This is a genomic window from Flavobacterium sediminis (assembly GCF_003148385.1).
GTDB lineage: Bacteria > Bacteroidota > Bacteroidia > Flavobacteriales > Flavobacteriaceae > Flavobacterium > Flavobacterium sediminis.
Genome location: NZ_CP029463.1, coordinates 149,477 through 176,300, shown reverse-complemented (window position 1 = coordinate 176,300; position 26,824 = coordinate 149,477). Strand labels below are relative to the sequence as shown.

25 protein-coding genes are annotated in these 26,824 nt (G+C 37.3%); 14 read left to right on the top strand and 11 right to left on the bottom strand.

What is annotated here, in order from left to right; all coding sequences use genetic code 11:
* The first annotated feature begins 60 nt into the window (after window positions 1-60).
* Window positions 61-1,650 (top strand): class I SAM-dependent methyltransferase, encoded by a 1,590-nt coding sequence (locus tag DI487_RS00840; RefSeq protein ID WP_109570560.1) that lies wholly within the window; start codon window positions 61-63, stop codon window positions 1,648-1,650.
* Between the two features lies 1 nt (window position 1,651).
* On the opposite strand, the gene DI487_RS00835 is transcribed toward DI487_RS00840, so the two are convergent.
* Genes DI487_RS00835 through DI487_RS00820 form a run of 4 tightly spaced genes read right to left on the bottom strand, consistent with a single transcriptional unit; the run spans window position 1,652 to window position 3,442 of the window.
* A complete protein-coding gene (locus tag DI487_RS00835; RefSeq protein WP_109567967.1) occupies window positions 1,652-2,089 on the bottom strand; it encodes an SseB family protein in 438 nt (145 codons plus the stop codon).
* A gap of 48 nt (window positions 2,090-2,137) precedes the next feature.
* Complete coding sequence (locus tag DI487_RS00830) at window positions 2,138-2,698, bottom strand: 2'-5' RNA ligase family protein (RefSeq protein WP_109567966.1); 561 nt, start codon at window positions 2,696-2,698, stop codon at window positions 2,138-2,140.
* A gap of 4 nt (window positions 2,699-2,702) precedes the next feature.
* The gene (locus DI487_RS00825) at window positions 2,703-2,909 is read right to left on the bottom strand and encodes a YqaE/Pmp3 family membrane protein (RefSeq protein ID WP_109567965.1); all 207 of its coding nucleotides are present in this window, start codon (window positions 2,907-2,909) and stop codon (window positions 2,703-2,705) included.
* Window positions 2,910-2,968: 59 nt separating this feature from the next.
* Window positions 2,969-3,442 (bottom strand): winged helix-turn-helix transcriptional regulator, encoded by a 474-nt coding sequence (locus tag DI487_RS00820; protein ID WP_245896470.1) that lies wholly within the window; start codon window positions 3,440-3,442, stop codon window positions 2,969-2,971.
* 52 nt (window positions 3,443-3,494) lie between these two features.
* Here DI487_RS00820 and DI487_RS00815 point away from each other — a divergent pair, with 52 nt between their 5' ends.
* Entirely contained in the window at window positions 3,495-4,337 is an 843-nt protein-coding gene (locus DI487_RS00815) for an SDR family oxidoreductase (RefSeq protein WP_109567964.1), read from the top strand.
* Between the two features lie 48 nt (window positions 4,338-4,385).
* Here DI487_RS00815 and DI487_RS00810 read toward each other — a convergent pair whose 3' ends face one another.
* Window positions 4,386-5,018, bottom strand: coding sequence for a TetR/AcrR family transcriptional regulator (locus DI487_RS00810; protein WP_109567963.1), 633 nt, complete (start codon window positions 5,016-5,018; stop codon window positions 4,386-4,388).
* A 75-nt stretch (window positions 5,019-5,093) separates the two neighbouring features.
* Here DI487_RS00810 and DI487_RS00805 point away from each other — a divergent pair, with 75 nt between their 5' ends.
* The 5 genes from DI487_RS00805 to DI487_RS00785 all read left to right on the top strand — a co-directional run bounded on the left by DI487_RS00805 (window position 5,094) and on the right by DI487_RS00785 (window position 8,591).
* Window positions 5,094-6,233, top strand: a complete 1,140-nt coding sequence (locus DI487_RS00805) for an FAD-dependent monooxygenase (protein WP_109567962.1) — start codon at window positions 5,094-5,096, stop codon at window positions 6,231-6,233.
* A 5-nt stretch (window positions 6,234-6,238) separates the two neighbouring features.
* Window positions 6,239-6,736, top strand: a complete 498-nt coding sequence (locus tag DI487_RS00800; RefSeq protein ID WP_170108151.1) for a DUF2867 domain-containing protein — start codon at window positions 6,239-6,241, stop codon at window positions 6,734-6,736.
* A 206-nt stretch (window positions 6,737-6,942) separates the two neighbouring features.
* Window positions 6,943-7,536 (top strand): hypothetical protein, encoded by a 594-nt coding sequence (locus DI487_RS00795; protein WP_109567960.1) that lies wholly within the window; start codon window positions 6,943-6,945, stop codon window positions 7,534-7,536.
* A gap of 198 nt (window positions 7,537-7,734) precedes the next feature.
* Window positions 7,735-7,974: a hypothetical protein gene (locus DI487_RS00790; protein ID WP_146193346.1), complete on the top strand. Its 240-nt coding sequence runs from the start codon at window positions 7,735-7,737 to the stop codon at window positions 7,972-7,974.
* A gap of 59 nt (window positions 7,975-8,033) precedes the next feature.
* Window positions 8,034-8,591 carry a DUF6642 family protein gene (locus DI487_RS00785; RefSeq protein ID WP_109567958.1) on the top strand — a complete coding sequence of 186 codons (558 nt, stop codon included), beginning with the start codon at window positions 8,034-8,036 and terminating at the stop codon, window positions 8,589-8,591.
* Here DI487_RS00785 and DI487_RS00780 read toward each other — a convergent pair.
* On the bottom strand, window positions 8,588-9,043 hold the full coding sequence (locus DI487_RS00780) for a PaaI family thioesterase (RefSeq protein ID WP_109567957.1): 456 nt from the start codon (window positions 9,041-9,043) through the stop codon (window positions 8,588-8,590). The two genes, DI487_RS00785 and DI487_RS00780, sit on opposite strands and share 4 nt — an antisense overlap.
* A 96-nt stretch (window positions 9,044-9,139) precedes the next feature.
* Here DI487_RS00780 and DI487_RS00775 point away from each other — a divergent pair, with 96 nt between their 5' ends.
* Entirely contained in the window at window positions 9,140-9,787 is a 648-nt protein-coding gene (locus tag DI487_RS00775; RefSeq protein WP_109567956.1) for a SanA/YdcF family protein, read from the top strand.
* Window positions 9,788-9,901: 114 nt separating this feature from the next.
* Here DI487_RS00775 and DI487_RS00770 read toward each other — a convergent pair whose 3' ends face one another.
* The 4 genes from DI487_RS00770 to DI487_RS00755 form a co-directional block, all read right to left on the bottom strand.
* On the bottom strand, window positions 9,902-11,263 hold the full coding sequence (locus DI487_RS00770) for a hypothetical protein (RefSeq protein ID WP_109567955.1): 1,362 nt from the start codon (window positions 11,261-11,263) through the stop codon (window positions 9,902-9,904).
* A gap of 1 nt (window position 11,264) precedes the next feature.
* Window positions 11,265-12,182, bottom strand: coding sequence for a hypothetical protein (locus DI487_RS00765; protein ID WP_146193345.1), 918 nt, complete (start codon window positions 12,180-12,182; stop codon window positions 11,265-11,267).
* Window positions 12,183-12,187: 5 nt separating this feature from the next.
* Window positions 12,188-13,003, bottom strand: coding sequence for a hypothetical protein (locus tag DI487_RS00760; RefSeq protein ID WP_109567953.1), 816 nt, complete (start codon window positions 13,001-13,003; stop codon window positions 12,188-12,190).
* Between the two features lie 234 nt (window positions 13,004-13,237).
* On the bottom strand, window positions 13,238-14,284 hold the full coding sequence (locus tag DI487_RS00755; protein ID WP_109567952.1) for an MBL fold metallo-hydrolase: 1,047 nt from the start codon (window positions 14,282-14,284) through the stop codon (window positions 13,238-13,240).
* 105 nt (window positions 14,285-14,389) lie between these two features.
* Between DI487_RS00755 and DI487_RS00750 the strand changes: the two genes are divergently transcribed.
* From DI487_RS00750 to DI487_RS00730, 5 genes are all read left to right on the top strand, one after another.
* The gene (locus tag DI487_RS00750; protein ID WP_109567951.1) at window positions 14,390-17,269 is read left to right on the top strand and encodes a sensor histidine kinase; all 2,880 of its coding nucleotides are present in this window, start codon (window positions 14,390-14,392) and stop codon (window positions 17,267-17,269) included.
* Between the two features lies 1 nt (window position 17,270).
* Entirely contained in the window at window positions 17,271-18,026 is a 756-nt protein-coding gene (locus DI487_RS00745) for a LytR/AlgR family response regulator transcription factor (RefSeq protein WP_109567950.1), read from the top strand.
* 117 nt (window positions 18,027-18,143) lie between these two features.
* Window positions 18,144-20,915: a T9SS type A sorting domain-containing protein gene (locus DI487_RS00740; RefSeq protein ID WP_109567949.1), complete on the top strand. Its 2,772-nt coding sequence runs from the start codon at window positions 18,144-18,146 to the stop codon at window positions 20,913-20,915.
* 17 nt (window positions 20,916-20,932) lie between these two features.
* On the top strand, window positions 20,933-21,460 hold the full coding sequence (locus DI487_RS00735) for a hypothetical protein (RefSeq protein WP_109567948.1): 528 nt from the start codon (window positions 20,933-20,935) through the stop codon (window positions 21,458-21,460).
* Between the two features lie 15 nt (window positions 21,461-21,475).
* On the top strand, window positions 21,476-22,690 hold the full coding sequence (locus DI487_RS00730; protein ID WP_109567947.1) for a hypothetical protein: 1,215 nt from the start codon (window positions 21,476-21,478) through the stop codon (window positions 22,688-22,690).
* 131 nt (window positions 22,691-22,821) lie between these two features.
* On the opposite strand, the gene DI487_RS00725 is transcribed toward DI487_RS00730, so the two are convergent.
* Window positions 22,822-23,334 carry a helix-turn-helix domain-containing protein gene (locus tag DI487_RS00725; RefSeq protein ID WP_109567946.1) on the bottom strand — a complete coding sequence of 171 codons (513 nt, stop codon included), beginning with the start codon at window positions 23,332-23,334 and terminating at the stop codon, window positions 22,822-22,824.
* Between the two features lie 477 nt (window positions 23,335-23,811).
* On the opposite strand from DI487_RS00725, the gene DI487_RS00720 reads away from it, so the two are divergent.
* Window positions 23,812-26,820 (top strand): HYR domain-containing protein, encoded by a 3,009-nt coding sequence (locus DI487_RS00720; RefSeq protein ID WP_109567945.1) that lies wholly within the window; start codon window positions 23,812-23,814, stop codon window positions 26,818-26,820.
* Window positions 26,821-26,824 lie beyond the last annotated feature (4 nt).

The following is a 26,824-nucleotide window of genomic DNA, read 5'->3' as shown; positions in this document are numbered from 1 at the left end:
TTAGAGATAAAATCTGAAAAGGCAATTAAAAAAATCACTAACTTTGAGAAAAAGCATGCTATGATTGTCCATAAAAATGATTTACGCCAACATCTTTTCCTGCATTTAGACGGATTGGTTACTGCGCCTACGGCGTATTATTTATTACAAAGTGGTGTTTTACAAGAATTGCTCGATCAAACGTCTGTCGATTTACAAAAGCTTACCGAACAGTTTAACGCCAATGAAGGATATCTGAATGTGGCTTTACGGGTTTTGGCTTCGCAAGGTTTTTTGGACTATCATTTAGATACAGCAAAAGAAGTCATCACGATTAGTTTGAATGCCAATTCCAAAGAAGCGTTTGCTCATTTTCATTGGTACGAAGCTACGGTTAAAATGTTAGAAGAAACCGATTTTTTTACTTCAGTAAAGATCACGAGTGAGCATTTATCCCGATTGCAAAATTTGTTTGACGATTATCATCAAAAGAAAGCTTTGGCACAAACGGAGGTTCAAAAACAAATTGTTAAACATTTAGAAGGTTATTTGGTAGCGCCCATTGCGGTGAGTTTAGGAATGACGGGAATGTTTCATAAATATTTTATGGAAACGTCTTTCAGTGCAGAAGAATTTCACAAAGAACCGGAAGCGTTCAAAGTGATCTTGGATTTCTTTGTTTCGTTGGATTGGTTTAGCCGAAAAAACGGAAATTATCAATTTACGGAAACCGGTTTGTTTTTTGCTAAAAGAGCAACTGCTTACGGAGTGACAGTTTCGTATTTGCCCATGTTTAAGAACCTGAACCAAATGTTGTTTGGCAATGCATCGGTTTTACGGGAAATAGCGGTTCATGAAGAAGAAAAGCACGTGAATCGGGAAATGAATGTTTGGGGTAGTGGTGGAGCGCATTCTACCTATTTTAAAGTGATTGATGATATTATTATCGAGTTATTCAACAAACCGATACAGGAGCAGCCCAAAGGTATTTTGGATATGGGATGTGGAAACGGTGCTTTTTTGGAACATATTTTTGAAGTGATTGAACGCCAAACCTTACGCGGCAAACTGTTAGACGATTACCCGTTGTTTTTAGTAGGAGCCGATTACAATCAGGCGGCTTTGAAAGTAACTCGTGCCAATTTGATAAAAGCCGATATTTGGGCAAAAGTGGTTTGGGGTGATATTGGTCAACCCGATTTGTTAGCCAAAGATTTAAAAGAAAATTACACGATTGATTTAGCCGATTTGCTGAACGTTCGTACCTTTTTAGACCATAATCGCATTTGGGAAAATCCAAAGAATAGCAATCCAAGTCGGGTTTCTACTTCAACCGGAGCTTTTGCACATCGCGGCGCCCGAATTTCCAATAATTTGGTAGAAGAAAACCTGTTTGAACATTTTAAAAAATGGTCGCCTTATGTGAAAAAGTTCGGACTTTTAATCATAGAATTGCATACGATTGCACCACAATTAACCGCGCAAAATAGAGGAAAAACAGCCGCAACGGCGTATGATGCTACGCATGGTTTCTCTGATCAATTTATTGTTGAAATTGATGTTTTACACAAAATTGCAGCCGAAGCCGGTTTACAACCCGATTCTTTGTATTTCAAAAAATATCCGGAAGCAGACTACGCAACGGTTAGTATTAATTTGCTCAAAGGATAGTTTATTTTGCGATGCTTCTGCCCAAAACAAACATCGTCTCTTGGTTGCTGTCGATCACAATACGCTCGATGTCATTTTGCATGGCAATTTCCAATATATCTTTTGCAGGAAGCGAAGCAAAGGGTTTGGTTTCGTTTGCCCAATGCATTAATTTTTCCTGAGAAGTAAAAGCACCTAATACTTTTTGTCCGTCGACTTCAAAAACAGAGGTAAATGACATTTGAGTTCCCTTTTCGATAGTGGACCAACCTTCTTCATTTCTATCTTTACCGACAATAGGTTCTGTGGTTGGAATGAGTAAAAAAGCATTATTGCCTTGCAATTCGTTCAAAACAGCCATAAAAGTGTCTTGGTTTTGGTTCTCTCGAAAAGCTTTTATACAAGTTAATAAGTTGGTATTATTCGGTTGAAATTCCATTTCGGGTTGGGTAGTACTCATTTTAAATTCGTTTAAGAAGTTGCAAAACTACATATTTTTAATCACTGCTTAAAATAAGCTGCCTTGAATCAATCGGGATTTTTTTTCGTCTAAAAAGGGAAAGGTTTCCAAAATATCGAACTGTTTTCTTTCTTCATTAAAAATGCGCAAAGCGATCTTATCACAAAGAAAACTAAGGTTTGGTTTTTCCTGAAATAATGCTTCGGCTTTTGCAAGATTTTCAGGAGTAATTCGACGCCCGATGGAAATATGAGGCTCGTTACTTTTTATTTTTATAGGGTAGGGAAACTGCTGATGAACAGCAAGCATAATTTCTTTTAAATACCGTTTCGAATCGTCATCGGGAGCCAAAAAGAATGCACCGTTAGAAAACGTATTGAAATGATCAAATTTGACGGGTTGTGCTTTTAAAAATTTTGCAATGTCGGAAAGCTTGTTTTTAATTTGTTCAAGTTCTTTTTCGTCTTTTTCAAATTCATTTACGGTGATATGTGCTAATGAATTCTTACTGTTATACCAACCGATCTCAACGGCCAGTTGTTCTTTCATCTGTCTGATTTGTTCAATGCACAAATCGCCGGGTTGGATAACAACAGAATATCTCGCCATACAATTAGACGTGTTTCGACTTCATTTCTTTAATGATCTTATTCGTTCTCCTGTCGGCATACATTCGGTTTAATGAAGTTACCGCCCATAAAAAAGCGGGGATCCAACCGATGATGGTGAGCTGTAATAGCAAACAAATAATTCCCGATAAGATCTTACCTTGTAGCATGAGGCTTAACCACGGAAAGAAAAAGGCAATAACATAGCGCATAATAATTCGTTTTTTGATGTACTGATAAGTAGCAAAGATGTATAAAAAGTTACAAATGACTACTGGTTGACCACAAATTCATGCCTTGAGACTTGAATAGCTTCCATATTTCCTTTGGCCCAGGTTACTAAACCGTGTAAATGTGGCAACAGAGAGTTTCCCCTTTCGGTAAGTTCGTATTCTACTTTAGGCGGTATTTGCGGATAAACCGTACGTTTTACTAGGCCATCTGCTTCTAATGTTTTTAAGGTAACTGCCAACATTTTTTGAGAGATAGACTCTATGGTTTTATGGATTTCATTAAAGCGTAAAGTGCCTTTTTCTTCTAAAACCAATAAAACGAGTACAGACCATTTGTCTCCTATACGATCAATGATGTTTCGGATAGGGCAATCTTCTACATTTGAAAATTTATTTTTATTTTTTTCTTCCATAACTGCTTGAAAATTAGTATTACTAACTTGTGGGTAAGTAGTTGATTTTGAGGTAACTTCTTGTTTGAATTGTTTTTTATAAGTACCTTTGGTTACCAAAAGTAAGTAAAAAACTTTTAGTTAGCAATTAATCATTTTAAAAATTTAAGTTATGACAATAGGAATCACAGGAGCTACAGGTCAATTAGGACATTTAGTAGTTCAAAAATTAAAAGAGAGAAACACAGGTGCAACTATCGTAGCATTGGTTAGAGATCCTAAAAAAGCTGCTGATTTAGGAGTAGAAGCCAGAGTTTTTGATTACAACCAACCGGAAACTTTAGCAGAATCTTTAAAAGGAATTGATAAACTATTATTGATTTCAGGAAGTGAAATCGGAAAACGAGTAGAGCAACATGCTAATGTTATTGAAGCCGCTAAAGAAGCGGGTGTAAAATTAATAGCGTATACTAGCTTATTGCACACTGATACTTCATCATTAGTATTAGCCGGAGAGCATTTAGAAACTGAAAAGCTATTAAAAACATCCGGGATTCCGTATGTTATTTTACGTCACGGTTGGTATACTGAAAACTATGTGGGCGGTTTAAGTGATGTGGTTGCTCACGGAACATTATATGGTAGTGCTGGTGAAGGAAAAATTTCTTCGGCTTCAAGAGCTGATTTTGCGGATGCTGATGTAGCAGTTTTGGTAACAGAAGGTCATGAAGGTAAAACATACGAATTAGCAGGTGATGAAACCTATACTTTAGCTGATTTTGCTAAAACACTATCAGAAGTGGCCGGAAAAGAAGTAAAATATCAAAATTTACCGGTTGACGACTATGCTAAAGTTTTAGTAAGCGTTGGTTTACCGGAAGGAATAGCCCAATTTTTAGCAGGAACACACGTTGGAACCGAAAAAGGAGATTTATTTGACGATAGCAAAGAATTGTCAAAATTAATTGGCAGACCTACAACGCCTTTAGCAACAGTATTAAAAGCTGCATTATAAGATTTTAATTTTTCATAGGACGAAAAGGGCTTAACAATATATATGTTGTTAGGCCTTTTTTATTTTCATCGCTAAGAGATATTCTGTTTTTCCTTTGGGTGTTAAGTAAGGATAGAGCGATTGACCGATCACCTCATAATAATAGGAAATAGTTTTTTTAGAAAGTCTTTCTTTAGCTATGGCGCTACCGGAGATCCAGAAATCAATTAAGATCTGCAATCGCTTGTATAAATATTCGTATTCGTGTGGCAATTCCTCTTTTCTAATGATGTCGTTAGCTATCAAAGTTGCAAATAAGGTCTGGAATTGTTCGGTACGAATAGCATTTAGTTGGGCATAATGTACTTTGATCTTTTTATGCTCTCTCATGATCTGAACAAAATCCAGTAAAAAGAAACGATACGTATAAAAACTATCCATAATGACCTGAAAAACCTGGAAGAAAGACTGCAAATTGTTTTCTTCCTCATGTTCGGCAATTCCTTTATCAATAGATTCAACCAGTTGGAAGTATAAAGTCTCTATAATTTCTTCTCTTTTTTTAAAATGGTAGTTCAGATTACCCTGACTTATTCCCATTTCCTGAGCGATCGTTCTTAAAGTAACCTGTGATAAGCCTTTTTGATTAAAAAGGTTCAAAGCTGTTATTACAATCTTGTCTTTGGTTTTTATCTTATCCATGAGTCAAAAATATAAAAAATAGTAAATATGACCTAAAAAAATATTTTTTAGTACATTTGACCTAAAAAATAAATCATGAATAAAATAACGATCATAGGAGCGGGTATCGGAGGTCTGACTACCGCAATTGCTTTGCGCCGGAAAGGATTTGAAGTTGAGATCTTCGAGCATACCCCACAATTCACTGAAGCCGGCTCCGGAATTAATCTGGCATTAAATGCTATGCAGCTCTTTAAACATCTGGGAATTTCGGAAAAGATAGAACAAAGCGGACATTCCTTAAAGGCAATGAATGTCAGAGATCTGAAGTTGGATCTGTTGGCATCTTCTCCGATTAAAGAATTAGCAGCCCTTTATTCAGTCAGGGCAGTGGCCATATATCGAGCCAGACTGCATAGTATTTTGTTGGACGAATTGGGAGACACACCGGTCTATCTGAATAAAAAACTGCGTTCGCTTTGCCAAAAAGGGGAACAGGTAGAATTAGTGTTCGAAGACGGCACAACACATACTGCCGCGATTGTGATCGGTGCCGACGGAATAAGATCGGTAGTACGTGAAGCAGTTGTTCCCGAAGTCAAAAGCCGCGATGCCGGACAAATTTGTTGGAGAGGTATTTCTAAAGCGACACTTGCAGAAGCTTTTCAAAAGGAATTGAACGAGATTTGGGGAGTTGGCAGTCGTTTTGGTTTTGTACCCATTAGTTCAGATGAGGTCTATTGGTTTGCTTTGATTCGTAAAGATAAACGAAACAATTTATCTGAAAATGGATTATCTTTATTTAAAAATTATCCGCAGGTAGTACAGCAGATCCTTGGGGAAACACCGGAAGAAGCCATAATCTGTAATGAGATCAGGGATTTAAAACCTATAGATATCTGGTACAAAGGAAACATAGTACTGTTAGGCGATGCAGCTCATGCCACAACACCTAATCTGGGACAAGGTGCCTGTCAGGCAGTAGAAAGCGCTTATGTTTTGGCAGAGTGTTTAGCCTCAGAGCAAGATATTAGTTTGGCTTTTGAAAAATACCGCCAACAAAGAATAGCCAAAGCACATTATGTTGTAAGAACCAGTTGGGCATTAGGTAAAATGGCACAATTAGAGAAAAGTTGGGCTTGCAGTCTAAGAAATTTTCTAATGAAACGATTGCCGCAAACTGTTGCTGACCGACAAAGTAAAAGGCTTTATGCGCTTGATTTTAAACTAAGATGAATACCATGAGAAAAGTAAAAGAAGAAAAAATCAGACCAACACTCGCTATGCAGGAACTTTTGGCAACCATTGATTTTTACGATACGTTTTCTACCACCAACCATTTTCATTCAATGGAAGAGATCACCCGGCTCATTTTCAATTCTTCTTCCCGATGGGTGGATGCACTTTTTAAGATCAGGAACAAGCTGGTACAACTGATCGGTTTGCGATCCGATCTACCTTCCGGTTACCATACCCGGTTTGAGGTGGGAGGTTACATCAAATTCTTTAAGATATTTTCCATTACAGCAAATGAGGTTATATTGGGTGCCGACGATTCGCATCTGAACTTTAGAGCTGTTGTGACAAATGATTATGCTAATCAGTATAATATCAAAGTCACCACTTTGGTTCATTTTAACAATGCAAAAGGGAAATGGTATATGAAGGTGATCCAACCTTTTCATCGCTTGGTTGTTGCCCGTATGGTGAAGAATGCGTTTTGTGAGAAAGTCCAATAGTTTCCATTGTAATAATTAAAAGGTTGCCGAAAGGCAGCCTTTTTTATTGGGAATTATGGGAAACCGTAAAAATAAATGTTAGTATTTTTAATTTTTGCTAAAAAGTGTATTAAAAATACCTAAAATTAGGTATTGTAAGATTTGTAGGGTTTTGTTAGGTTTGGGGTTAAAGCGAAAATATAGTAAGAAATCAAAATAAATATCAGATGGAAGATAATACTAATAATGATAGTGGAATGAATTTTTTGTTGGGATGTTTAGCATTGGGAGGGTTTGTATGGGCAATAAATGAAAAGAACAAGGTAAGTCAGCTAACCTCAGCTTTACAAAAAAGTCAGACAAGTTATCTAAAATTATTAAATGATTATACTAAGCACCAAAGTAGTTTTACTGAAGAAATAAAAAGACAATTAGTAGAGTTAAGAAAAAATTATGAAGGTATAAATGATGCCGTTGCAATTGAATTGAAATCAATAACAGAATTAATAGAAGGAGGTCAGGAAGAAACAGCTATTGCTAAACTTACTAAAGTTATTGAAAACTTATTGAAAGATAAATATATTGCAGAAGGTAAAGCTAGTGATACCAAATCGTGTCCACAGCTTTTTAAAATGTTACAAGGCGCATTAAATTTCAATTGGATTGATCAAAATGAATATAATTTTTCAAATCTTTTACGCGAACAGAGAAATCAAGAGGCTCATGAATTAGCTGTAAAGTTTCCTGAAAATTGGCGATATATTTCTTTTCTTTCAGGCATTGAAATTATTTATAAACTTAAGGGCTTTAGAAATAACTAAAAATGAGAGATGAATAATCTGTAGAAAGGCACTATTAAAATTAGCTATAAATTAGTATTAAAAGAAAAAGAAGTTGATTATAAGTAATATGACAAAAATATATTGTTTGATCGTATTTGTAATAGGGCTAAACTTCCAAGAACAAAATGTAATCCTGCTTGATAGTGTAATTCAATACGAAGGGCAAACCGTAACAATATGTGCAAAAGTGCAGGGACATTTAAAACAAAGAACAACACGATCATGTTGAATTTCGGTAAACCCTATCCGGAACAAACTTTTACTGTAGTTATCTTTGCTCAGAATTTGACGAATTTTAGCTATGTTCCGGAAACTTTTCTCAAGAATAAGGAAATATGTGTAACGGGAAAAGTAAAACTATACAAAGGCTCTCCTGAGATCATTGTTAAAAAAGAAGAGGAAATCCAATTGGAATAGTAAAAAACAAATGTTTTATGTATGTTTGGACAGCCAATTAATTTCCTGAGAAGTTTTTTATGAACGACAACCACTACCTCTATTGCCTCGAAGGCGTTGCCGATATTTCAGTACCTAATAAAAGTTTAATTTTACCTTCGTTAGAAAATCTAGCGTCACATTACGGAGTAACCAATGTCTATAAGACGTGCGACAGTTTAGAAGGATTAGAAGAAAGTTTAAGCACTCTGTTATACGAAGACCGCCATTTTAAAGACTATTCTATTTTGTATCTCGTGTTCGAAGGAAGAGGCAACCAAATTACGTTAGACCATTACTATTATACACTGGAAGAGATCGCCGAATTTTTCGAGGGAAAGCTCACCGGAAAGATCGTCCATTTTGCCAACACCATGCAATTAGACCTGGAAGAAGAATCCTTCCAATATTTCTTAGACGTAACCGGAGCCAAAGCCATTTCCGGCTATGGTAATGCCGTTCCTGTATTGAGTACGGTGCTGGACAATTTGTTCTTCGCACTGTATCAGGAATACGACGAGGTTACGGAATTAGTGGAAGAATTATTCCGACAGCGTTATGCCTTGTGCAAAAGTCTGGGATTCCGGTTGTATTACTAATCCTTTAACCGGATTGCCAGAATTTCTCCTGTGGCACAAACCGTACCGTTGGCACTCAGCGTCATATCGACCCAGATCTTTCTTCCTTCTATACTTCGGAGTTTACCTTTCAGTTCTAATTCAACACCCATAGGAGTCAATGCTTTGAAATCAACTTTTAAGGAAGCTGTTACACAACGAACCGGTATAGGAGCTTCTTCTAAAGAAATGCCTTCTGCCTGACAGGCAAAAGCAGCAGCCGATCCGGTGCCGTGACAATCTAAGAGCGAAGCGATCAAACCGCCGTAAACATTTCCCGGAATAGAAGTATATTTTTCTTCCGGTGTAAAATGAGCTATAGTTTCATCACCTACTAAATAGGTTTTAAGCTGATAGCCATCAGGGTTATTTTTACCGCAGCCGTAGCAATGGGCTAAATTATCAGGATATAAGTCTTGGATCGCTTTTGACATACAAAATATTTTATCAATTGAGCGAATAAAGGTACTCATTGGTTTACAAATAGACAAAAATTAGGTTAATTTGTAGACTTATTAAATAAACGATCGATGTTCGGAAAAAAGATCAAAGCAAAAAAACGATATTTAGGCTTTTTAGTCTTACTATTTGTAATTTGTACTGTAGTAGCCTATAAAACGATTCAAAGGGAGGCAGCTCCTAAAGTGTATGGTTCTGTTTCGGAAGTTCCGGAGACACAAACAGCCCTGTTATTGGGAACCGGTAAAACACTAAAAAGTGGTCAACCCAATGCTTATTTCTTTAATAGAATTGAAGCTGTTGTAGCCTTGTATCAAGCAGGAAAGATCAAAAATGTGATCATAAGTGGCGACAACAGTCGTGCAGATTATAACGAACCGGAAGATATGAAGCAGGAACTGATGAACAGAGGTGTTCCGGAAGAACGGATCTATTTGGATTTTGCAGGCTTTAGAACATTGGATTCCGTCGTAAGGTGCAAAGAGATATTCGGTCAGGATCAGATCATTATTGTGTCTCAGCAATTTCACAACGAAAGAGCCGTTTATATTGCGGAACATTACGGAATAAAAGCTATTGCTTTTAATGCAAAAGACGTGAATGCTTATGCAGGATTTAAGACACAGTTAAGGGAGTTTTTAGCAAGAGATAAAGTTTTTATCGATTTTCTATTTAATGTAAAACCCAAGTTTTTAGGAGAAAAAGTTGTAATACAATAAAATTTTACGGAGATAATGACTAAAATAAAAAGGTTGTCTCAATAGAAGACAACCTTTTTTAATAGGAGTTAATATAAACCTCTATTATGGCCTGCTTTAATTATAGCCTGTATTCTACTGTTTTACCTGTAAGAACACAAAACTATAGTCGGTAGGGTATTGTGTACCGTTAATGCTGCCGTATTGATGGCACGACATACATTGCGTACTTTGAGCGTAGGTTTCCATAGTTGTATTAGCAATATTGGAAGGAGTTATACCTCCCATTTGCAGCGGGATCTGTTTATTGTTGTTTCCGTCCTGTACCGGGTTCTGAGGCCATTGCACATTAACCAGTTGATAATATTGCCATACCGATTGCGGATTGCTTTGGCGAATCAGATCTTGTACCTGAGCATTTAATGTTTGAATATCGGTAGTTAAGGCATTATTAGCGATCCGTACTACTTGTACAGGAGTAGAAAGGCTATCTTTATTCGGCACAGGCGATTGGTTAGGAATAGCCGTACTGTTTGGGTTAAAAAAGCTATAATTCACAGAATTGTCAACCTGACCGGCTGTTGGTGCATTATGTACATGTTCAAATGTCATCCAGACGAATTGTGAAGCTAAAGACGTTTTACGAATAATATGCAAACCTACCAACGCAAGGTATTGCTGTGTATATTTTCCGTAAATAGGCTGATTATTAGCGTCAAAACCGGTTACAGTAGGAACTAGAGCCTGAGACATTTTATAATACTTCTGTACAGAATCTACCTCTTTTTCAGGAACTACTTTCCAGGCGGCTTTAAACTCAATTGAACCTGTCGGCAGCCAAACACCATTGTGTTGGGAAGCATAATTTTTCAAGTTAGCCATTGTATACAATTGGTTTGCATTGATAAAATCGGCTTCAGTCATATCAACAAGTACCTCATACCATACCAGATTTCCTCCCTGATCGGTAAGCCAGGTCCCTTTTGCCTGAAAGATCTCTTCAAGTTTACTGTCTTTAGATGCTTTGAGCGATTTTTTGTTTACTTTATTCAGTAACAAACCGATCTTACTTAGCTTATGGATACGTTTAATTGACGTTAGCGGGTTCAATGCTTTTAAGCTTTTTCCTTGTGCCGAAAAAATAGCATCAACACTTGGACAGCTTTCCCATACTGTCGGACTGAAATCGCCGGGTGTTCCATAGGTCGAAGCCGTTGCTGTACTATCCGGAACTCCTTGTCCGCCCGCTTTCCAGTTAAGGGCTAAAAAGCTACTCCAGGCAAAACAGTTCATCGTCTTTTGTGAACTCAGGTTACAGGCATCTTCCGGCAGCACATAGGAAACTTCCGGAGGATTACAGAAAGCACCGCAATCTATAGTTTCCTGTTCTATTTCTTGTGTTGCAGCCACTTCGGTCATTTCTTCCGTATTTTTCTCTTTTTTACATGAGGTTAGTAAGAGAAGCAAACTCAATCCCCATAATAGTGTTTTTCTCATATTACAGAATAGCTTTTAAGTGTTCAACTTGCGCTTCTGAAAGAGCCGTAGCATTCTTTTTAGTACTTAGTGTAGGTAAAGTTCCGGCAGGAACCACTTCTAATACTCCGGCAATAGGATATTTCGGATCAGTTGAGGTATTGTACAAAGCCAGTGGTTTTTGTCCAGTTGAAGCAGAACTGTCCACTTCCAGGCTTACAACAAATAACTGTCCATTGTTTCCCAAATCCTGATACGAATTGATCGTTGTTGTAATACCGGGACCAAAATCAAATTGCGTGTTTTTTGTGGCATTATAAGTAAGAATGGCAATATTATCTGTTGTTTTACCTACTTCTACCTGAGTAATGCAGGAAGTCAGGTTAGAGAGCGAATTGAGCTTATTGTATAAGCTAGCCGATAAAACGTCATAATCTAAAACGTACTGGATATTAGGTAAAAGAACAGGAGCATCGGCTACCGGAGGAAATATTTCAGGTTTCTGGCCACTGCTTGCCGGTATACCGGTTCCGGCTAATTGTACCTGAAATGTATCTGCAATTTGAGAACCCCATTTCATAGGCACTCCGTTTATTTTAATATCGCTTAGTGTAAAGTTAGCACCTTCCGGTACAAAAAAGCGGGAATGTAAGATCATATTGTTCGGGTAATAAGCCTTACCGGAATTATTTTCTAATCCTCTGACGATCGTATAACAATCTTGAATTGTTTTATTAGCATTGGCAGGCATTTCAAACATACTTAGGTCGGGTTTTTGCCCGTATAAAGCAATAGGGTTAGTAAGCGTGATCAATAGATCATGATCTTGTACCAATAAATTTACCGATTGCCCGATACGCGGATCACTATTGCGGTAAATTTGTCCGTATTGAGAAGCACAGATAAGTTGGTTGGCATCTTTGAGAATGGTTCCGTTCACTTGTCTCAAAATAGTGGCAGCAGCCCCAGATAAATTTCCGCACCTAAAGAATTCGGCGGACTGGTAAGGTGAATAGCACCACCGCTTAAACCTGTGGTAGCCGAACCGCTGTTCCATTTGTTGATAGGATTATAGGCCGGTTTTCCGGTTTCGCGTACGATCACCGGATTATTGTTGGCATCATACAGGTAAAGATCTTCCAGTTTAATATTTGGTTGGCTTAAGATCTCTTGGTACAGAGACAATACCAGATCGGGAGATACACGCCATAAATGGAACCAATATTCAGGATTTTCATGCGTAAAGTCAACCGCTGTGATGTTGCCGTTCTCATCACGTGTTACTGACCATTCGCAGTATTCGTCCTGCCAGCCTCTCGGTCCTTTGGGACCAAAGGATTTTGTTTGAGTATTGTTCGGATCGCATGGATTAGCGGGAACATCAAGAGTGATATTGTATTTTTGACTAAAAGCATCCGGACCTATATCGGCCAGTTCATGAAGTTTATCAGTAGCATCTTCTCCGAAAGTATGACTGAAAAGCCCTTGGAAATAATGATTGATCCGATTCGGAAAGGCAGTCCATTGGATCGGAACGGTATTACTGGAAGCCGGAATAACAGGAGTTACCAGCGGGTCGTAATACCAACTTCTGGGATGGTCGTAAAGGCTGGTCCAGGGATTTCCCATTTGAGAATTAATGGTGCAATAGTTAACATAATTGCTCCAGGAAGCTAAAAATTGTTCTTTTAGTTTATCAGGTTGGTTTTGGAAATCTTTTTCTCCCTGATACGCCGGAGTGTCAAATTTAGTCATTGTCATAATATTGAGTTTTAAGAGTTGTATCTCAGGTAAAGTTTTACATGATGTAAAAGGTTACACAAATCGGTTTAGGTAATAACAGTGACTAAAGTAAGCAGTACGTATCGGTACTAATACTCAATAGTAAAAGTAGAAAATCGCTACAAGATGAGTACAGGCAGAAATACCTGTTTTTATTTTTGAGTAGAATTTATAGGGTATGACAATAGTGTTAAGTTATTGTTATTGTGTGGATTATAGTAGTTGTTCCCACCATTTTTCCCAAACGGTACTCAATTGATCCAAAATTACCTTTTCGCCTATCTTTGGTGTAATAACCGGATAGTTTTCTTTTTCGGCTAATTCAGTAATCCGTTGCAGCGGTTCGTACCAAGGGTGTTGCGCCAACTTGAATTTGGAATGATGAACCGGTAAAACGAACTGAGCTTTTAAGGCTTTGGTTTCCGTTATGATCTCTTCCGGAAGGGAATGAATGTATGGCCATTTTTCGTTATACTGTCCGCATTCGAGAATTGCCAGATCAAAAGGACCGAATTGTGCTCCGATCTCATCAAAATGCGGACCGTAGCCACTGTCGCCACCTAAGAATAGTTTTTGAGAAGGTGTTTCCAATACAAAAGAGGTCCATAAAGAGATATTCCGTGTGAATAACCTCCCTGAAAAATGACGTGCCGGAGTTAAGGTTATGGAAAATCCGTTTTCGAGATTAACAGATTCGTACCAATTTTTTTCATGTATCATATTACGATCCCAGCCCCAGTATTCAAAATGCTGTTTAACACCCATTCCGCAGATCACAGTGCTTACTTTGGTTTGCAATTTTTGAATCGTATGATAATCTAAATGATCCCAATGATCATGTGAAATAAGTAGAAAATCAATATCCGGCATATCTTCCGCATTGTAATCATCAGCACCTTTAAAAGCTTTTACTGAGCCGGGGATGGGCGAAGCATTACCACTGAAAACCGGATCGACCAAAAAGGTTTTTCCATGTGTCTGAAAGAAATACGAACTGTGACCGAACCACACCAAAACCTCGTCGTTTTTAGAAATTGCTTTCAGATCGGTACGAACGGAAGGAATCGGAAATTTCGGTTCGGTTTCCGGATGTTTTTTAAAGAATTCCCATAATACCTTTAGCATGCTTTCACCTTCCCGGAGTGCCGGAGTTGTTGTGATATTCTGAAACTTTCCGTTGGCATAATTGGAAAAAGTATTGAATTGTTCTTTTTGTTTGGTTTTGGGAGATTCCCCCAGTTGTCTGAACAGATCTTTCATTTCAAATCAGGAATAGAACGGTAAAGTTAATTCATTTAGAAGTTTTTGACTTCATTTCAGAAGTTAAAATCTGCCATTCTTCTATTATTTGTATTTTTACCGAATATGAATGTTTACATCAGAATACTATTTATATTTTTCTGCGTTTATGGTTCGGCTCAAAATCCGGTTGTTTTTGACTTTGGCGATGAGTTAAATAAATATAGTAATGAGTTTTATGACATCATTGAGACTCCGAACGGAACAAAATGGATATCTTCTGAGAATGGTCTTTTAAAATATGATGGCAGAAAGTTTGAAAAAGTAAGAAACGAGGAACAAAAAGGAAATACTGTTTTCAATCTTCAAATCGATAAAAAAGGAAAGTTATGGTTCAACAACCTGTACGGACAGTTTTTTTATGTAAAGAACGATAGTATTCAGTTCTATAAGGATTTCAATTCCGTTCTGAAAGGAGGGTTGAGTCAGTTTATTGTTAAAGGCGAAGATATCGTTTATTTGTTTTCGTCTAAAGGAATTTACAGATCAGATGCAGAGACCATCCGGAAAATAAGTGACGCAAAAGTATTAACGTCTTGTTATACGGGAGAAAAAGGATATTTTATTGACAATGAAAGCCGAATCTTTACAATTGATTTTTCTACGGATAAGATCACACAACTATCGCAATTAGAAATAGAGAACTCCTCTTCAAAACCTGTTTTCTTTGTTTTAGATACAACTTGTTTTTTATTTGCTGAAAACAGATCAAAAGGACAATTCTTTAAGATTACCGATTCCGGTCATTTAAAGATCAATAGTCCCGAAGATATAGCTTTTGAGCGGTTGATCAATGTAAAGGTAGTGGATCATAAGGTTTTTGTATTTACGTACAACGGAACACAGGTATACGAGTATAAAGAAGATTCTTTTGTTTACAGAAATACTTTTTTTAAAGAGAATAAAGTAAGCCATCTTTTTAAAGATTCAGAAGACAACTATTGGTTTGCAACGCTAAAAGACGGAATAAAAGTAGTGCCCAATATCAACCTGCTTTCTAATAATTTTAATTATGAAAGCTATGGATATATTGTTGGCTCTAAAGCTAAAAATGACCGAGAACTTATTTTTTACACGGATTCAGGTTATTTGCTGTTTTTTGATGTAATAAAAGGCATTACCAAAGTTTTGAAAGTACCGACAAAGAATATTCTTTCAGCCATAGAAGTGGATCCGAAGAAAGATATTGTTTACATCGGTGTAAATAATAACGAGAGCTTTATATATGATCTTAAAAAACATACGTTTCAAAAAACTTCACTGTTCAATGTAGCCAAAGATATTCAGGTTGTCGGCGATAAAGTATTGTATTTAACGTATAACAAATCGGTTTTATATACCGAAAAGTACAACCGTATTCAGGAAGATACAGTAGATGATTCCCGGGCGTATACAGCCCATGTCAGTAAAACAACTCAAGACTTTTTTATAGCGACAGCCAGTGGTGTATATAAGTTTAGCAGTGGCAAAAAAAAGCTATTGCAATTTAAGAATGAGATATTTAACGCTACTTCGATCGCAGAAACGGATGACGGTACCATTTGGTTTTCCGGAGTTCAGAACAAGCTATACTACTTAAAAAACAATGAAGTTTTTAATTATCGCTTTAAAGATTTTGAACCTAAAGAAATTAAATTCCTAAAAGCCTATAAGAATGAACTTTGGATAGTTTCTGAAAAAGGGTTGCTAATGATCGATCGGAGTGACAAATTCAAGGAAACCCTTTACAATACACGGAACAGTGGTATCAGCGGTTCTATAGTTTCTCTGGAAGTTTTTAAGGATAAGATCATTTACACCAGTAATAAAGAAATATTTTCTATAAAAAAGGAACTTTTAAGTACAAAAAAAACAAAAATTCCTGATGCATATTTTACAGCAGTGACCGTTTTAGATAAGGAAATTGATATTAGTAAAAAAATTGAATTAACACACGAAAAGAACAATATTAAATTTTCATTTAATACCAATGCTTTTAATAATGCAGAAAATATATCGTACAAATACCGACTGAAAAATTACGACAATACGTGGCGGGAAATTGAAGAGGCAGAGCGCTCCGTAAAATACTTATCCATTCCGCCCGGAAATTATGTCTTTGAAGTTTTTCCATTCTATATTGATGAAGTAGCCCGGACCAATAATAAAATAGTTTCCATTGAAGTGGTTGTCAATGAACCTTTCTGGAAAACCAAAGGTTTTGTTTTTATGATAAGTGTACTGCTAGTCTTAATTTTATATGGGATCGTAACGATTTCCAACAAAATAAAAATCGAAAAAAAGAACCGGGAGATCTCACAATTACTCGTGGATAAAAAGATAACCGCATTGCAATTAGAAAATTTGCGTTCCCAAATGAACCCTCATTTTATCTTTAACGCAATGAATTCTATACAGGATTATATTGTTCACAACGAACGAAAATTAGCCAGTTCCTATCTGGTTAAGTTCTCCCGTTTAATGCGTTTGTATCTGGAACACAGTCAGGTAAGTGAAATCTTTTTAAAAGAAGAAATAGAAACTTTAGAGCTATACTTGTTCCTTGAAAAGATACGATTTGAGACCGATTTTGAATACGAAATACTGTACGATAAAAATTTGTTAGGCTCTGATCTCAAAATACCATCTTTATTGTTACAGCCATTTATAGAGAATGCCATAAAACACGGATTGAGCAATAAAAAAGGACTAAAAAAGATAAAGGTCAGTTTTCAGGAAAAAGATTCTTTTTTCGAAATCATGATCGATGATAACGGAGTAGGGCGACAGGCCACCCAAAATAAAGAGAACAAATACAAGTCCTTTGCCACCAAAGCCACTGCTAAGCGAGTGGAATTACTGAATAAGAATTACAATAAAAACATTTCGGTTACCATAGTCGATAAACACGATGAATTCAGTCGTCCGACAGGAACAACCGTAATTATACAAATATCCAATTACTAAAATGAATTGCATTATAATAGATGACGAGAAGAGCGCGAGAAGCTTAATAAAAACCTTTGTAAAAGAGAACTTTGCGCAGTTTGATTCTTTTTTTGAAGCGTCCAATTTAGAAGAAGGAGTTGCTCTTTTGAAAAAAGAAAAGATAGATATAGTGTATCTCGATATTCAGATGCCCGGCGAAAGCGGTTTAGAGATCATCAATTATTTTGATACTGAAGCAATGAACTTTAAGATCATCTTTACCACAGCGTATCATCAATATGCAGTTGATGCGTTCAAGCTGAATGCTTTGGATTATTTGTTGAAGCCTATTGATGAGCAGGAGCTTATTAAAGCTACCCAAAAAGCTATTGCCGAAATTGAAAAAAATGAGCTAGGCACGAAGCTTGAAAGTTTAAAAGAAGCTTTAGAACAAATTGCGGTTACTAAAATAGCACTCGATGTACCCAAAGGAATCCTGTTCATGAACTTAGACGATATTGTATATTTTGAAGCAGACGGCATGTATACCAAAGTGCATTTAAAAACCGATGAGACCAAACTGGTCAGCAAACCTTTGAAGTTCTTTAGTGACCAATTAGAGAATAAACCTATCTTTTTTAAATGCCACCGAAGCTTTCTGGTCAACCTGATGTACGTTAAAGAACTTGTTAAGAGCGACGGTGATTACCTGATCCTCGAGAACAAAAAAACAATACCGATCGCTAAATCTAAAAAAGACGAATTTATGGCAGTTATCAAAGATACTTTTTGGTAAAATCCTTTAGCAATAAAACGAGCAGTTTCAGAAGTAAATCAGCAGTCTTTATAAGATAACAAAATGCTGACTTTACGTAATGAATTTTCTTTGTTGTTGTAATAAAAAGAAACACAAATGAAGAAAATTTTACTTTTAGCGCTTAGTTTATTCGTTTTTAGTCTAAAGGCGCAAACCGTAGTGTATGTTGATACCGATGCTACCGGAAACAATGACGGAACCAGTTGGGCTAATGCCTACAACTCTTTGCACGATGCGTTAACCAATACAAATATTGCCGGTGCTGAAATTTGGGTAGCCGAAGGAACTTATAAACCAATTAATGCTACTACACCTTTTTTAAATCAGTATGGAGTTAATATCTACGGTGGTTTTGTGGGAACAGAAAACACAAAAGCTGATCGTAATGTTGACCCTTGGTTACATCCGGTGTATTTATCCGGAGATATCAACGGAGATGATTTAAATGAAGTGCCAAGTGCTAGTTCGGCTAATAAAAGTGATAATGCAACACGTATTTTACAAATTGAACCAACAACTCTTGGTGGTGCAACTTTAAATCATGTAAATGAGAGCATTGTTATTGATCGTATCAATTTTGTGAAGGCTTACGGCGGAAGCGCTTTGTACAGTCACCCAAGTTCAGCTAACTATACGCAAAATGAAATAACACTTATAAATTGTCGTTTTTCTAGAAATTATGCGTCTACAAGACCAGCTTTTGATATTTGGGCTAATATATTTGGAGGAAGTAGTTCAAGTCCAATTAAAACTTTTTCTTTGCTCAATAGTATTGTAGATGAAAATGTGTCGCAAGTTGGGTATGCTTTTGAATATAGAACGCTTCAAGATGACGATGAAATTTTCATTGCTAATAACTTGTTTATTGCTAATAAAGTAGAAAATGCAGGTTATTCAGGTAGTGTGGCGCGTTTAATTTCTGTTAATTATCATACTTTAAAAGTTAGATTTTCTAATAATACATTGGCGTTAAATCAAGAAGGCAATGGCGTAACAGGCGGCTCTGTTGCAAGTTGTATTCGCTTAGAGCGAGTAAACGGGAATGTTCAAGGTTTTTGGTATAATAACATGTATTACAATAACATCGGAACAAATGAGTATGTGGGTAGTACATCTTATTCAACTGCTGGGATTGTTGCAGGTAATACAAATGCCAGAGATTTTTCATTACCCGTTTATGATGTGCCAAACTCTGTTTATTTATCTACAAGTCCTTTTGTAGATATTACTGCAGGAAATTTTGAACCCTTAGCAGCCTATCGTCAAAACGGAACTATGGGAGCAGGTTATGATTTAACTAATTATCCAGCGACCGATTGTTTCCAAAACGGAAGAACGTATTCTAGCGGAACGATCATTGGTTTAGGAGCTATTCAACATTCAAATACAGCGATGTTTCACGGACCTGGAGATATTGCGAATTCATCAACACCAACCCCGGCAGGAGATATTTTTGTAGATGCAAGTGCAACAGGTAATAATGATGGAACAAGCTGGGCAGATGCTTATAACTCTTTATATGATGCTTTAAACTCTATGAGTCTAACACCTGGAGGAAAAGTATTTGTAAAAGCAGGAACGTATTACCCAACAGCCGGAGGGTTCACGGTAACTGATGATTCTGTTCAAATTTTCGGAGGTTTTGATGGTACGGAAACTGATGAAAATGACAGAGATATGTCGTTGATTTACACGACAAATGCTACCATTATTTCAGGGGATGTTAATGGCGATGATATTGTAGGAGATTTTTCTTCAAACAAGGCTGATAATTTAGCACAATTAATGATGGTTAATACAAATTCAGTAACCATTGATGGTTTTATTTTTGAAAACGCTCATAAACCTAGTGGTAGTAATCCTATTATTTATTTCTCAGTAACAGGCAACACATCATATTTTACGCTAAAAAACAGTATCATTAGAAACAATTATGCTGCGAGTGGTTTATTAATGGATTACAGGTATTTTACGGATACTATTGAGTTTATTAATGTTGCCATCAAAGACAATTTAGTTAATAACGGAATTTGTTTGTTCCAAAGTTCAAGTAGTAATACGCCTATCGATTTTAATTTTGTGAATTTTGAGTTTAGTGATAATCAGTTTAATTCTGACTTTGGAGCTATTTGGTTCAGAGAAACAGGAACTTCAAATATGAACACAACAATTGTAAATTCAACATTTGTAAACAACACTAATGATTATTCAACATCAACAATTAAACATTTAATCAATATCAGTTCATCTGGTTCATTGGAAAATGTTGTAGATGTTTATAACTCTATTTTTTATAATAATTACTACAATTCATCTATAGTTAGTGATAATGTTTTTGATAATTCTAAAATTTCAGAAGGTATTTACGGAGATTTAGATATTGATAATTGTATTGCACCTACAATTTATCCTTATACATCTAATATTGATGCAGATGCTTTTAATATCAGTACAGCAAATCCTAATTTAGATGCTGAATATAAACCTACGTCAACTTCTACAGCAGTTATAGATCAAGGAACTAATTCATTTTATAACTCAGGTTTATTCGGAACGTTAGATGCTTCAGGAAACCCAAGAATTGTAAACACCACAATTGATTTAGGTGCTTATGAATACAATGCAACATTAAGTAGTTCAAGTTTTTCTACAAACGATTTCAAACTGTATCCTAATCCGGTAACAGATCTCTTTACAATAGATGCTAATGAGGCAATCGAAAAAGTTGAGGTTTATAACTTAACAGGAGCAAAAGTTATGGAAACGAATCAAACTCAAGTAAATATATCTTCTTTAAATGCAGGGCTTTATTTGGTTAAAATTTACTCAGAAAACGGGGTAGGTGTTCAAAAAATCATTAAAAAATAAATTTTAAATATCATAACATGAAAAAAGTAATTCTATTCGCATTCTTAATTTTATCAAGTCTATCGTTTACTTCTTGTAATAAGGATGATGATAACACTAAAGAAAACTACGCTAAGCTTAACGATGAAAGCTATAGTTTAAAAACTAGTCTATACTATACTGACACAAATAATGATGGTACTTATGAATCTATACTATTTATTTATTCGGAAGGAATTACTTATGATGAGGTAAATGACGAGTTTACAGGTCAAGGTAGTTTAGCTGTAATAGAAATGGATAGTCATCCGACGCAAGATTTTTCCGGAAATTACACACAAACAGATGATGTATATATTGTTTTTTTTCCATTATATGATTTTGACAATTTAGGTAATGGTAGAGCTCCGGCTCCGGAAAACTATGTGTTAGATACATTTAGTCTATCTATTGCTAAAAATGGTGATAGTGCTACAATTAACGTTTCAGGAGAATCAACAGATACTCCGGCGCTTCCTTTTGAAATGTATTACAACGGAAATCTTACATTTAGTCCGATAGACTAATTTAAAACCTTAAAAATGAAAGTTTTTTATAGCATTTTATTTTTTTCTCTTGCTTCATTGACCGGTCAGGCACAATTTGGAAAGATGTTAAAAGACAAGGCAAAAAAAGCCGTTGAGAAAAAAATAAATTCAGCGGATACTACAACATCTTCGTCCGGTTCTGATTCGTCTTCAAATGCAGGAATGGCAGAGCGTTCTACTGCAGAATATTCAGATGAAGAATTTAAAAAAGAATTAGAGAAAAAGTATCCGAATGATCAAGCAAAGCAAGATTTGTACTATCAGAAATACCTGGAGAAAAAAGCAAAAGAATCTAAGTCAAACGCTATCGTTAATACTGCTGATTCTGATGAAGGCTTCTTGTATCTTTCCTATACATTCGGGATGTCTTCAGGAGTTAACAGCTATGCGGTAGACCAGGTTAAATTACGACGACAAATGACCGATAGGGGAGATAATGTCGATATTTTGCCTAAGCAAGATACAGAGTATGCCTGGCTGCGATTTTTGACCACTCCCGAATTAGAAATGATGTCGCCGGATGGTTATATCGGGTACGAATTGGTTTCAGGTTCTTATGTTACCAAAATAGGAGCTGACAGATCTCAAACTATGGAATTAGGAACCGGAATGCCGGTTTTAACCAGAGGAATGCTGATAGCAGAAGATGTATTTGTCATCTATGCAGGTTCGCATCAAGGAGGACATGCTTTTAATGTTCCTTCGTATATGGATCAAGACGATATTACCATTATGAATATCGTGGGAAAAGGTGACCAACAATTTCATTTGGAATGGTTAGAAAAAGCCAAACCGATTGTAAAAGAGTTTGAAGCTACTTTAAAAGCCAATTACGACAAAGCCGCAAAAGCAAGTATGGCGAGTATAAAAATGCCTAAAGCCGGAACCATGAATGGAAATAGCGAGTTGAAAAACTTTGCCATAGCCAAAGTAAAAGAAACAATAGCTAGAGACGGTGCTCAATTGTTAAAACTGAACATAGAATCTAGCGACTGGTCTATTGTTAAGAATAAATATACAGGGCATATTTTATACCGTTGGATAAAAGGATCCTTTACCGAAAAGAACAAAAACAAAGATTGTATGTTACAAGGATTTTTGATCAAACAGGAATACAACGGAAGCGGTTACGGAAGTTCTCAATTTGGCGGAATCATACACGGACAAATGCCTTACGGACAATTGATGGATTGCGCTAATGCGATGTAACGAACTGTATACAGTATAAAACGATCAGATTTTTTTATTGAAAAGTCATGTATTTGGTTAAGTTAAAAAAGTCCCGGAAACTTCCGGGACTTTTTGATATAGTATACTCATTAATTCAGCAAACGGTTTTATTACATCTTCCCCTGAATAATATTCTGCAACGTTATCACTGCTTCCAATCTAAGCCGCAAGCGATCAAGTCGTCGGATATTTTCTGTTGCCAGATTGCGTTCCACTTTGTCCCGAATATTCTTTAATAAAGAGGCAGGATCCTTTTTCTGCATTTCTAAAAATCGGATAACGTGCAAAGCAGCCAGATTTTTAGCCCGTTTTTGTTCCGATACCGCTATTTTCTTTTCCAGAAGCAGTTGTTCGTATCTTAGTCTCTCTAACTTTCGCTGTAATACTAATTCTCCATTCTTCCTTTGATCTGTCTGCAATAATTTTTTGGTATTGAAGATATCCTTCTCTTTTAGCTGTTGCAGATAAATAAGAATAGCCATAAGCTTTTTTTTAGCAGTTAAAGGTAAATTACGTTTTCCGCTCACAAACATTGACCATTGACTTCTGCTGATCCCTAAAAGCAAAGCTATCTCATGTTGGGATAACCCTAATGTTCCGCTTAAGCTTGATCTATCTTTCATAATTTGACAAATTTTTTGAACGAAATATTTTCACATTTTTTCCAAACAAAAATTTTGCCACAAAAGTTATAGCAAAAATGGAGAATGTATTTTTTCCGGATTTTTCAAGTTACAATTAACTAAGTACCCTACGTAATATTTGCACGTTCCACGTATGTTTTAGCATTCCTGATTGTCTTAATCTTGTAGTTGAAATTAAATCCTATTTATGATGAGAAATAGTTTGCGTAGTATCCTGTATGACCTGCCTGTACTTATAAGGTGGCAACACGAAGTTGAGTTAAGAGCAGTCCGCCAACCGGCTCGGGGTGTTTTTTGATCCGTAGGACGATCCGAATAGGAACTCTTTTACGAGAGAACAGCTCCTTTTAACGTCTGACGTTTTTTGAAAAGTAAGGCCATTCCGCAGATTACCTGATAAGGAATAGTCGTACTTAAATTTTATTATGAGACTAATTGATAAACTTAAAACCAATCATGAAAATTAAAATATTGTTGTATACCCTTGTGTCACTTATGGAGGTAATGGTAGTTGCTCAAACCAAATCCCATCCCGCTATGAGTACTCATGCAACCGCTTCGCAAATCCATGACCGAGCGGAAAATTATAATTTGATAAACTTAGCCTGTCCCGGGAATGTGACGGTGAATAACGATGCGGGGCAATGTCAGGCAAATGTTGTACTTCCGGATTATGATGTTTCGGGTAATGCAATTGCCTTTGACGGAACAAACGATTATCTGTCAGCCACGCTGCCTACAGCATTTGCTGCTATAGGAACGACTGATTTTACAGTAGAGACCTGGGTTAATCCGTCGTCTCACGGATCTTCAAGACGTGTGTTTTTTGCACAATACGATCAATTCAATTTTATGACGATCTTAATCAATTCCTCCGGTGTAGTATATGTTTTTGTACGAGACAATTCTACTGTTTATAGTACAAACACGCAAACAGTAGTTTCCCTAAATCAGTGGACACATATTGCATTTCGCTGGGTGGCTTCCACAAAGGCTATTCAAGTACTGATAAACGGAACACTTGCACCTTCTATTTCAGGAGGTTCAAGTTCATTAGGAACTAACAATCGGATGACGATAGGTAGCCGAAGTGACGGGATGCAGGTTTTTAACGGAAAAATAGATGAATTCCGGATATGGGATACCTTAAGAAGTAATTCGGAGATTGTAGGCTCAATGAATACTTGTATACCTGAAACAAGCACCGGATTAATAGCTTATTATCATTTTGATGAAACAAGCGGAAGCCTTACCGCAGCTGATGCAACCGGAAACGGTTATGATTGTACTTTGAATAATATGGACAGTTCGACAGTTTGGACGAATGGTACCATTACATGCGGAGCCTCAGCGGTAAATGATTATACAGGAACGAACAATGCATCAGGGACTTATCCTATAGGGGACACAACAGTGAACTGGACCATAGATGACGGGCAGGGGAATATAAGTAACTGTACACAGATAGTAACCGTGACCGATGCTGAAGATCCGGTAATTACATGTCCGGGGGCGATTACACTCAATGCAGCTGCAGGTCAATGTACGGCTACAGCATCCATAGGAACCGCTACAGCCACGGATAATTGTGGTACCCCAACAGTAACCAATGATGCACCGACGGCTTTTCCGATCGGAACCACTACTGTAACCTGGACAGCTACGGACGGAGCAGGGAACACGGCAACTTGTACGCAAGTAGTAACAGTGACCGATGTTGAAGATCCGGTAATTACATGTCCGGGAGCAATTACACTCAATGCAGCTGCAGGTCAATGTACGGCTACAGCATCCATAGGAACGGCTACAGCCACGGATAATTGCGGTACCCCAACAGTAACCAATGATGCACCGACGGCTTTTCCGATAGGAACCACTACTGTAACCTGGACAGCTACGGACGGAGCAGGGAACACGGCAACTTGTACGCAAGTAGTAACCGTGACCGATGCTGAAGATCCGGTAATTACATGTCCGGGAGCGATCACACTCAATGCAAATGCGGGTCAATGTACAGCTACAGCATCCATAGGAACCGCTACAGCTACGGATAATTGCGGTAGCCCAACAGTAACCAATGATGCACCAACGGCTTTTCCGATCGGAACCACTACCGTTACTTGGACAGCTACGGACGGAGCAGGGAACACGGCAACTTGTACGCAACTGGTAACCGTGACCGATGCCGAAGACCCTGTGATCACGTGTCCGGGAGCGATCACACTCAATGCAAATGCGGGTCAATGTACAGCTACAGCATCCATAGGAACCGCTACAGCTACGGATAATTGCGGTAGCCCAACAGTAACCAATGATGCACCGACGGCTTTTCCAATCGGAACCACTACTGTAACCTGGACGGCTACGGACGGAGCAGGGAACACGGCAACTTGTACGCAAGTAGTAACCGTGACCGATGCCGAAGATCCGGTAATTACATGTCCGGGAGCGATTACGCTCAATGCAGCTGCGGGTCAATGTACGGCTACAGCATCCATAGGAACGGCTACAGCCACGGATAATTGCGGTACCCCAACAGTAACCAATGATGCACCGACGGCTTTTCCGATCGGAACCACTACTGTAACCTGGACAGCTACGGACGGAGCAGGGAACACGGCAACTTGTACGCAAGTAGTAACAGTGACTGATGTTGAAAGTCCTGTTGCTATTGCTCAGGATATTACGGTTTCTTTAGATGCTTCCGGCAATGCAACCCTTACACCGGCAATGATCGACAACGGAAGTAGCGATAACTGTACTATTGCTTCTTGGCAACTGGATAGAACTTCTTTTGATTGCTCGGATATAGGGACACCGGTCACTGTAGTTCTGACCGTTACTGACGGTGTGGGCAATAGCGATAGTACTACTGCTTTGGTAACGGTTGAAGACACTATTGATCCGGTAGTGATAACACAAGATATTACCGTACAATTAGACAATTCAGGGAGTGCTTTTATTACGCCTGAAATGATCGATAACGGAAGTTATGATAATTGTGGTATCGTAAGTATGTCTTTGGATATGAGTTCTTTTAACTGTCCGGGACTTGACGAAGCTGAAATGGTGACACTAACCCTAACAGATGCAAGCGGTAACAGTAGCCAGGCACATGCAACCGTTAGCTTTACGGGACCGGATAGGGATATGGACCATATAGCTGATCCTTGTGATGCTGAGCAAAACCCTGATATTACCCCTATTTTAGGTTTATCGCCTAATAATGACGGTCAGAACGATACTTGGGTAATTGAAAATATCACCAATTATCCTCAAGCAAAGATTGAAGTTTTTGACAGGAATGGGGTAGCGGTGTTCCATACGGTAAATTATCAAAACGATTGGGACGGCCATAGAAACGGAACGGGAGACTTAGTACCGGTGGGCTCTTACTTTTACAGTATTGATGTTTTCGGAGATGCTTCCTTATACCTTAAAGGGTGGTTGTATATAAATTACTAATAAA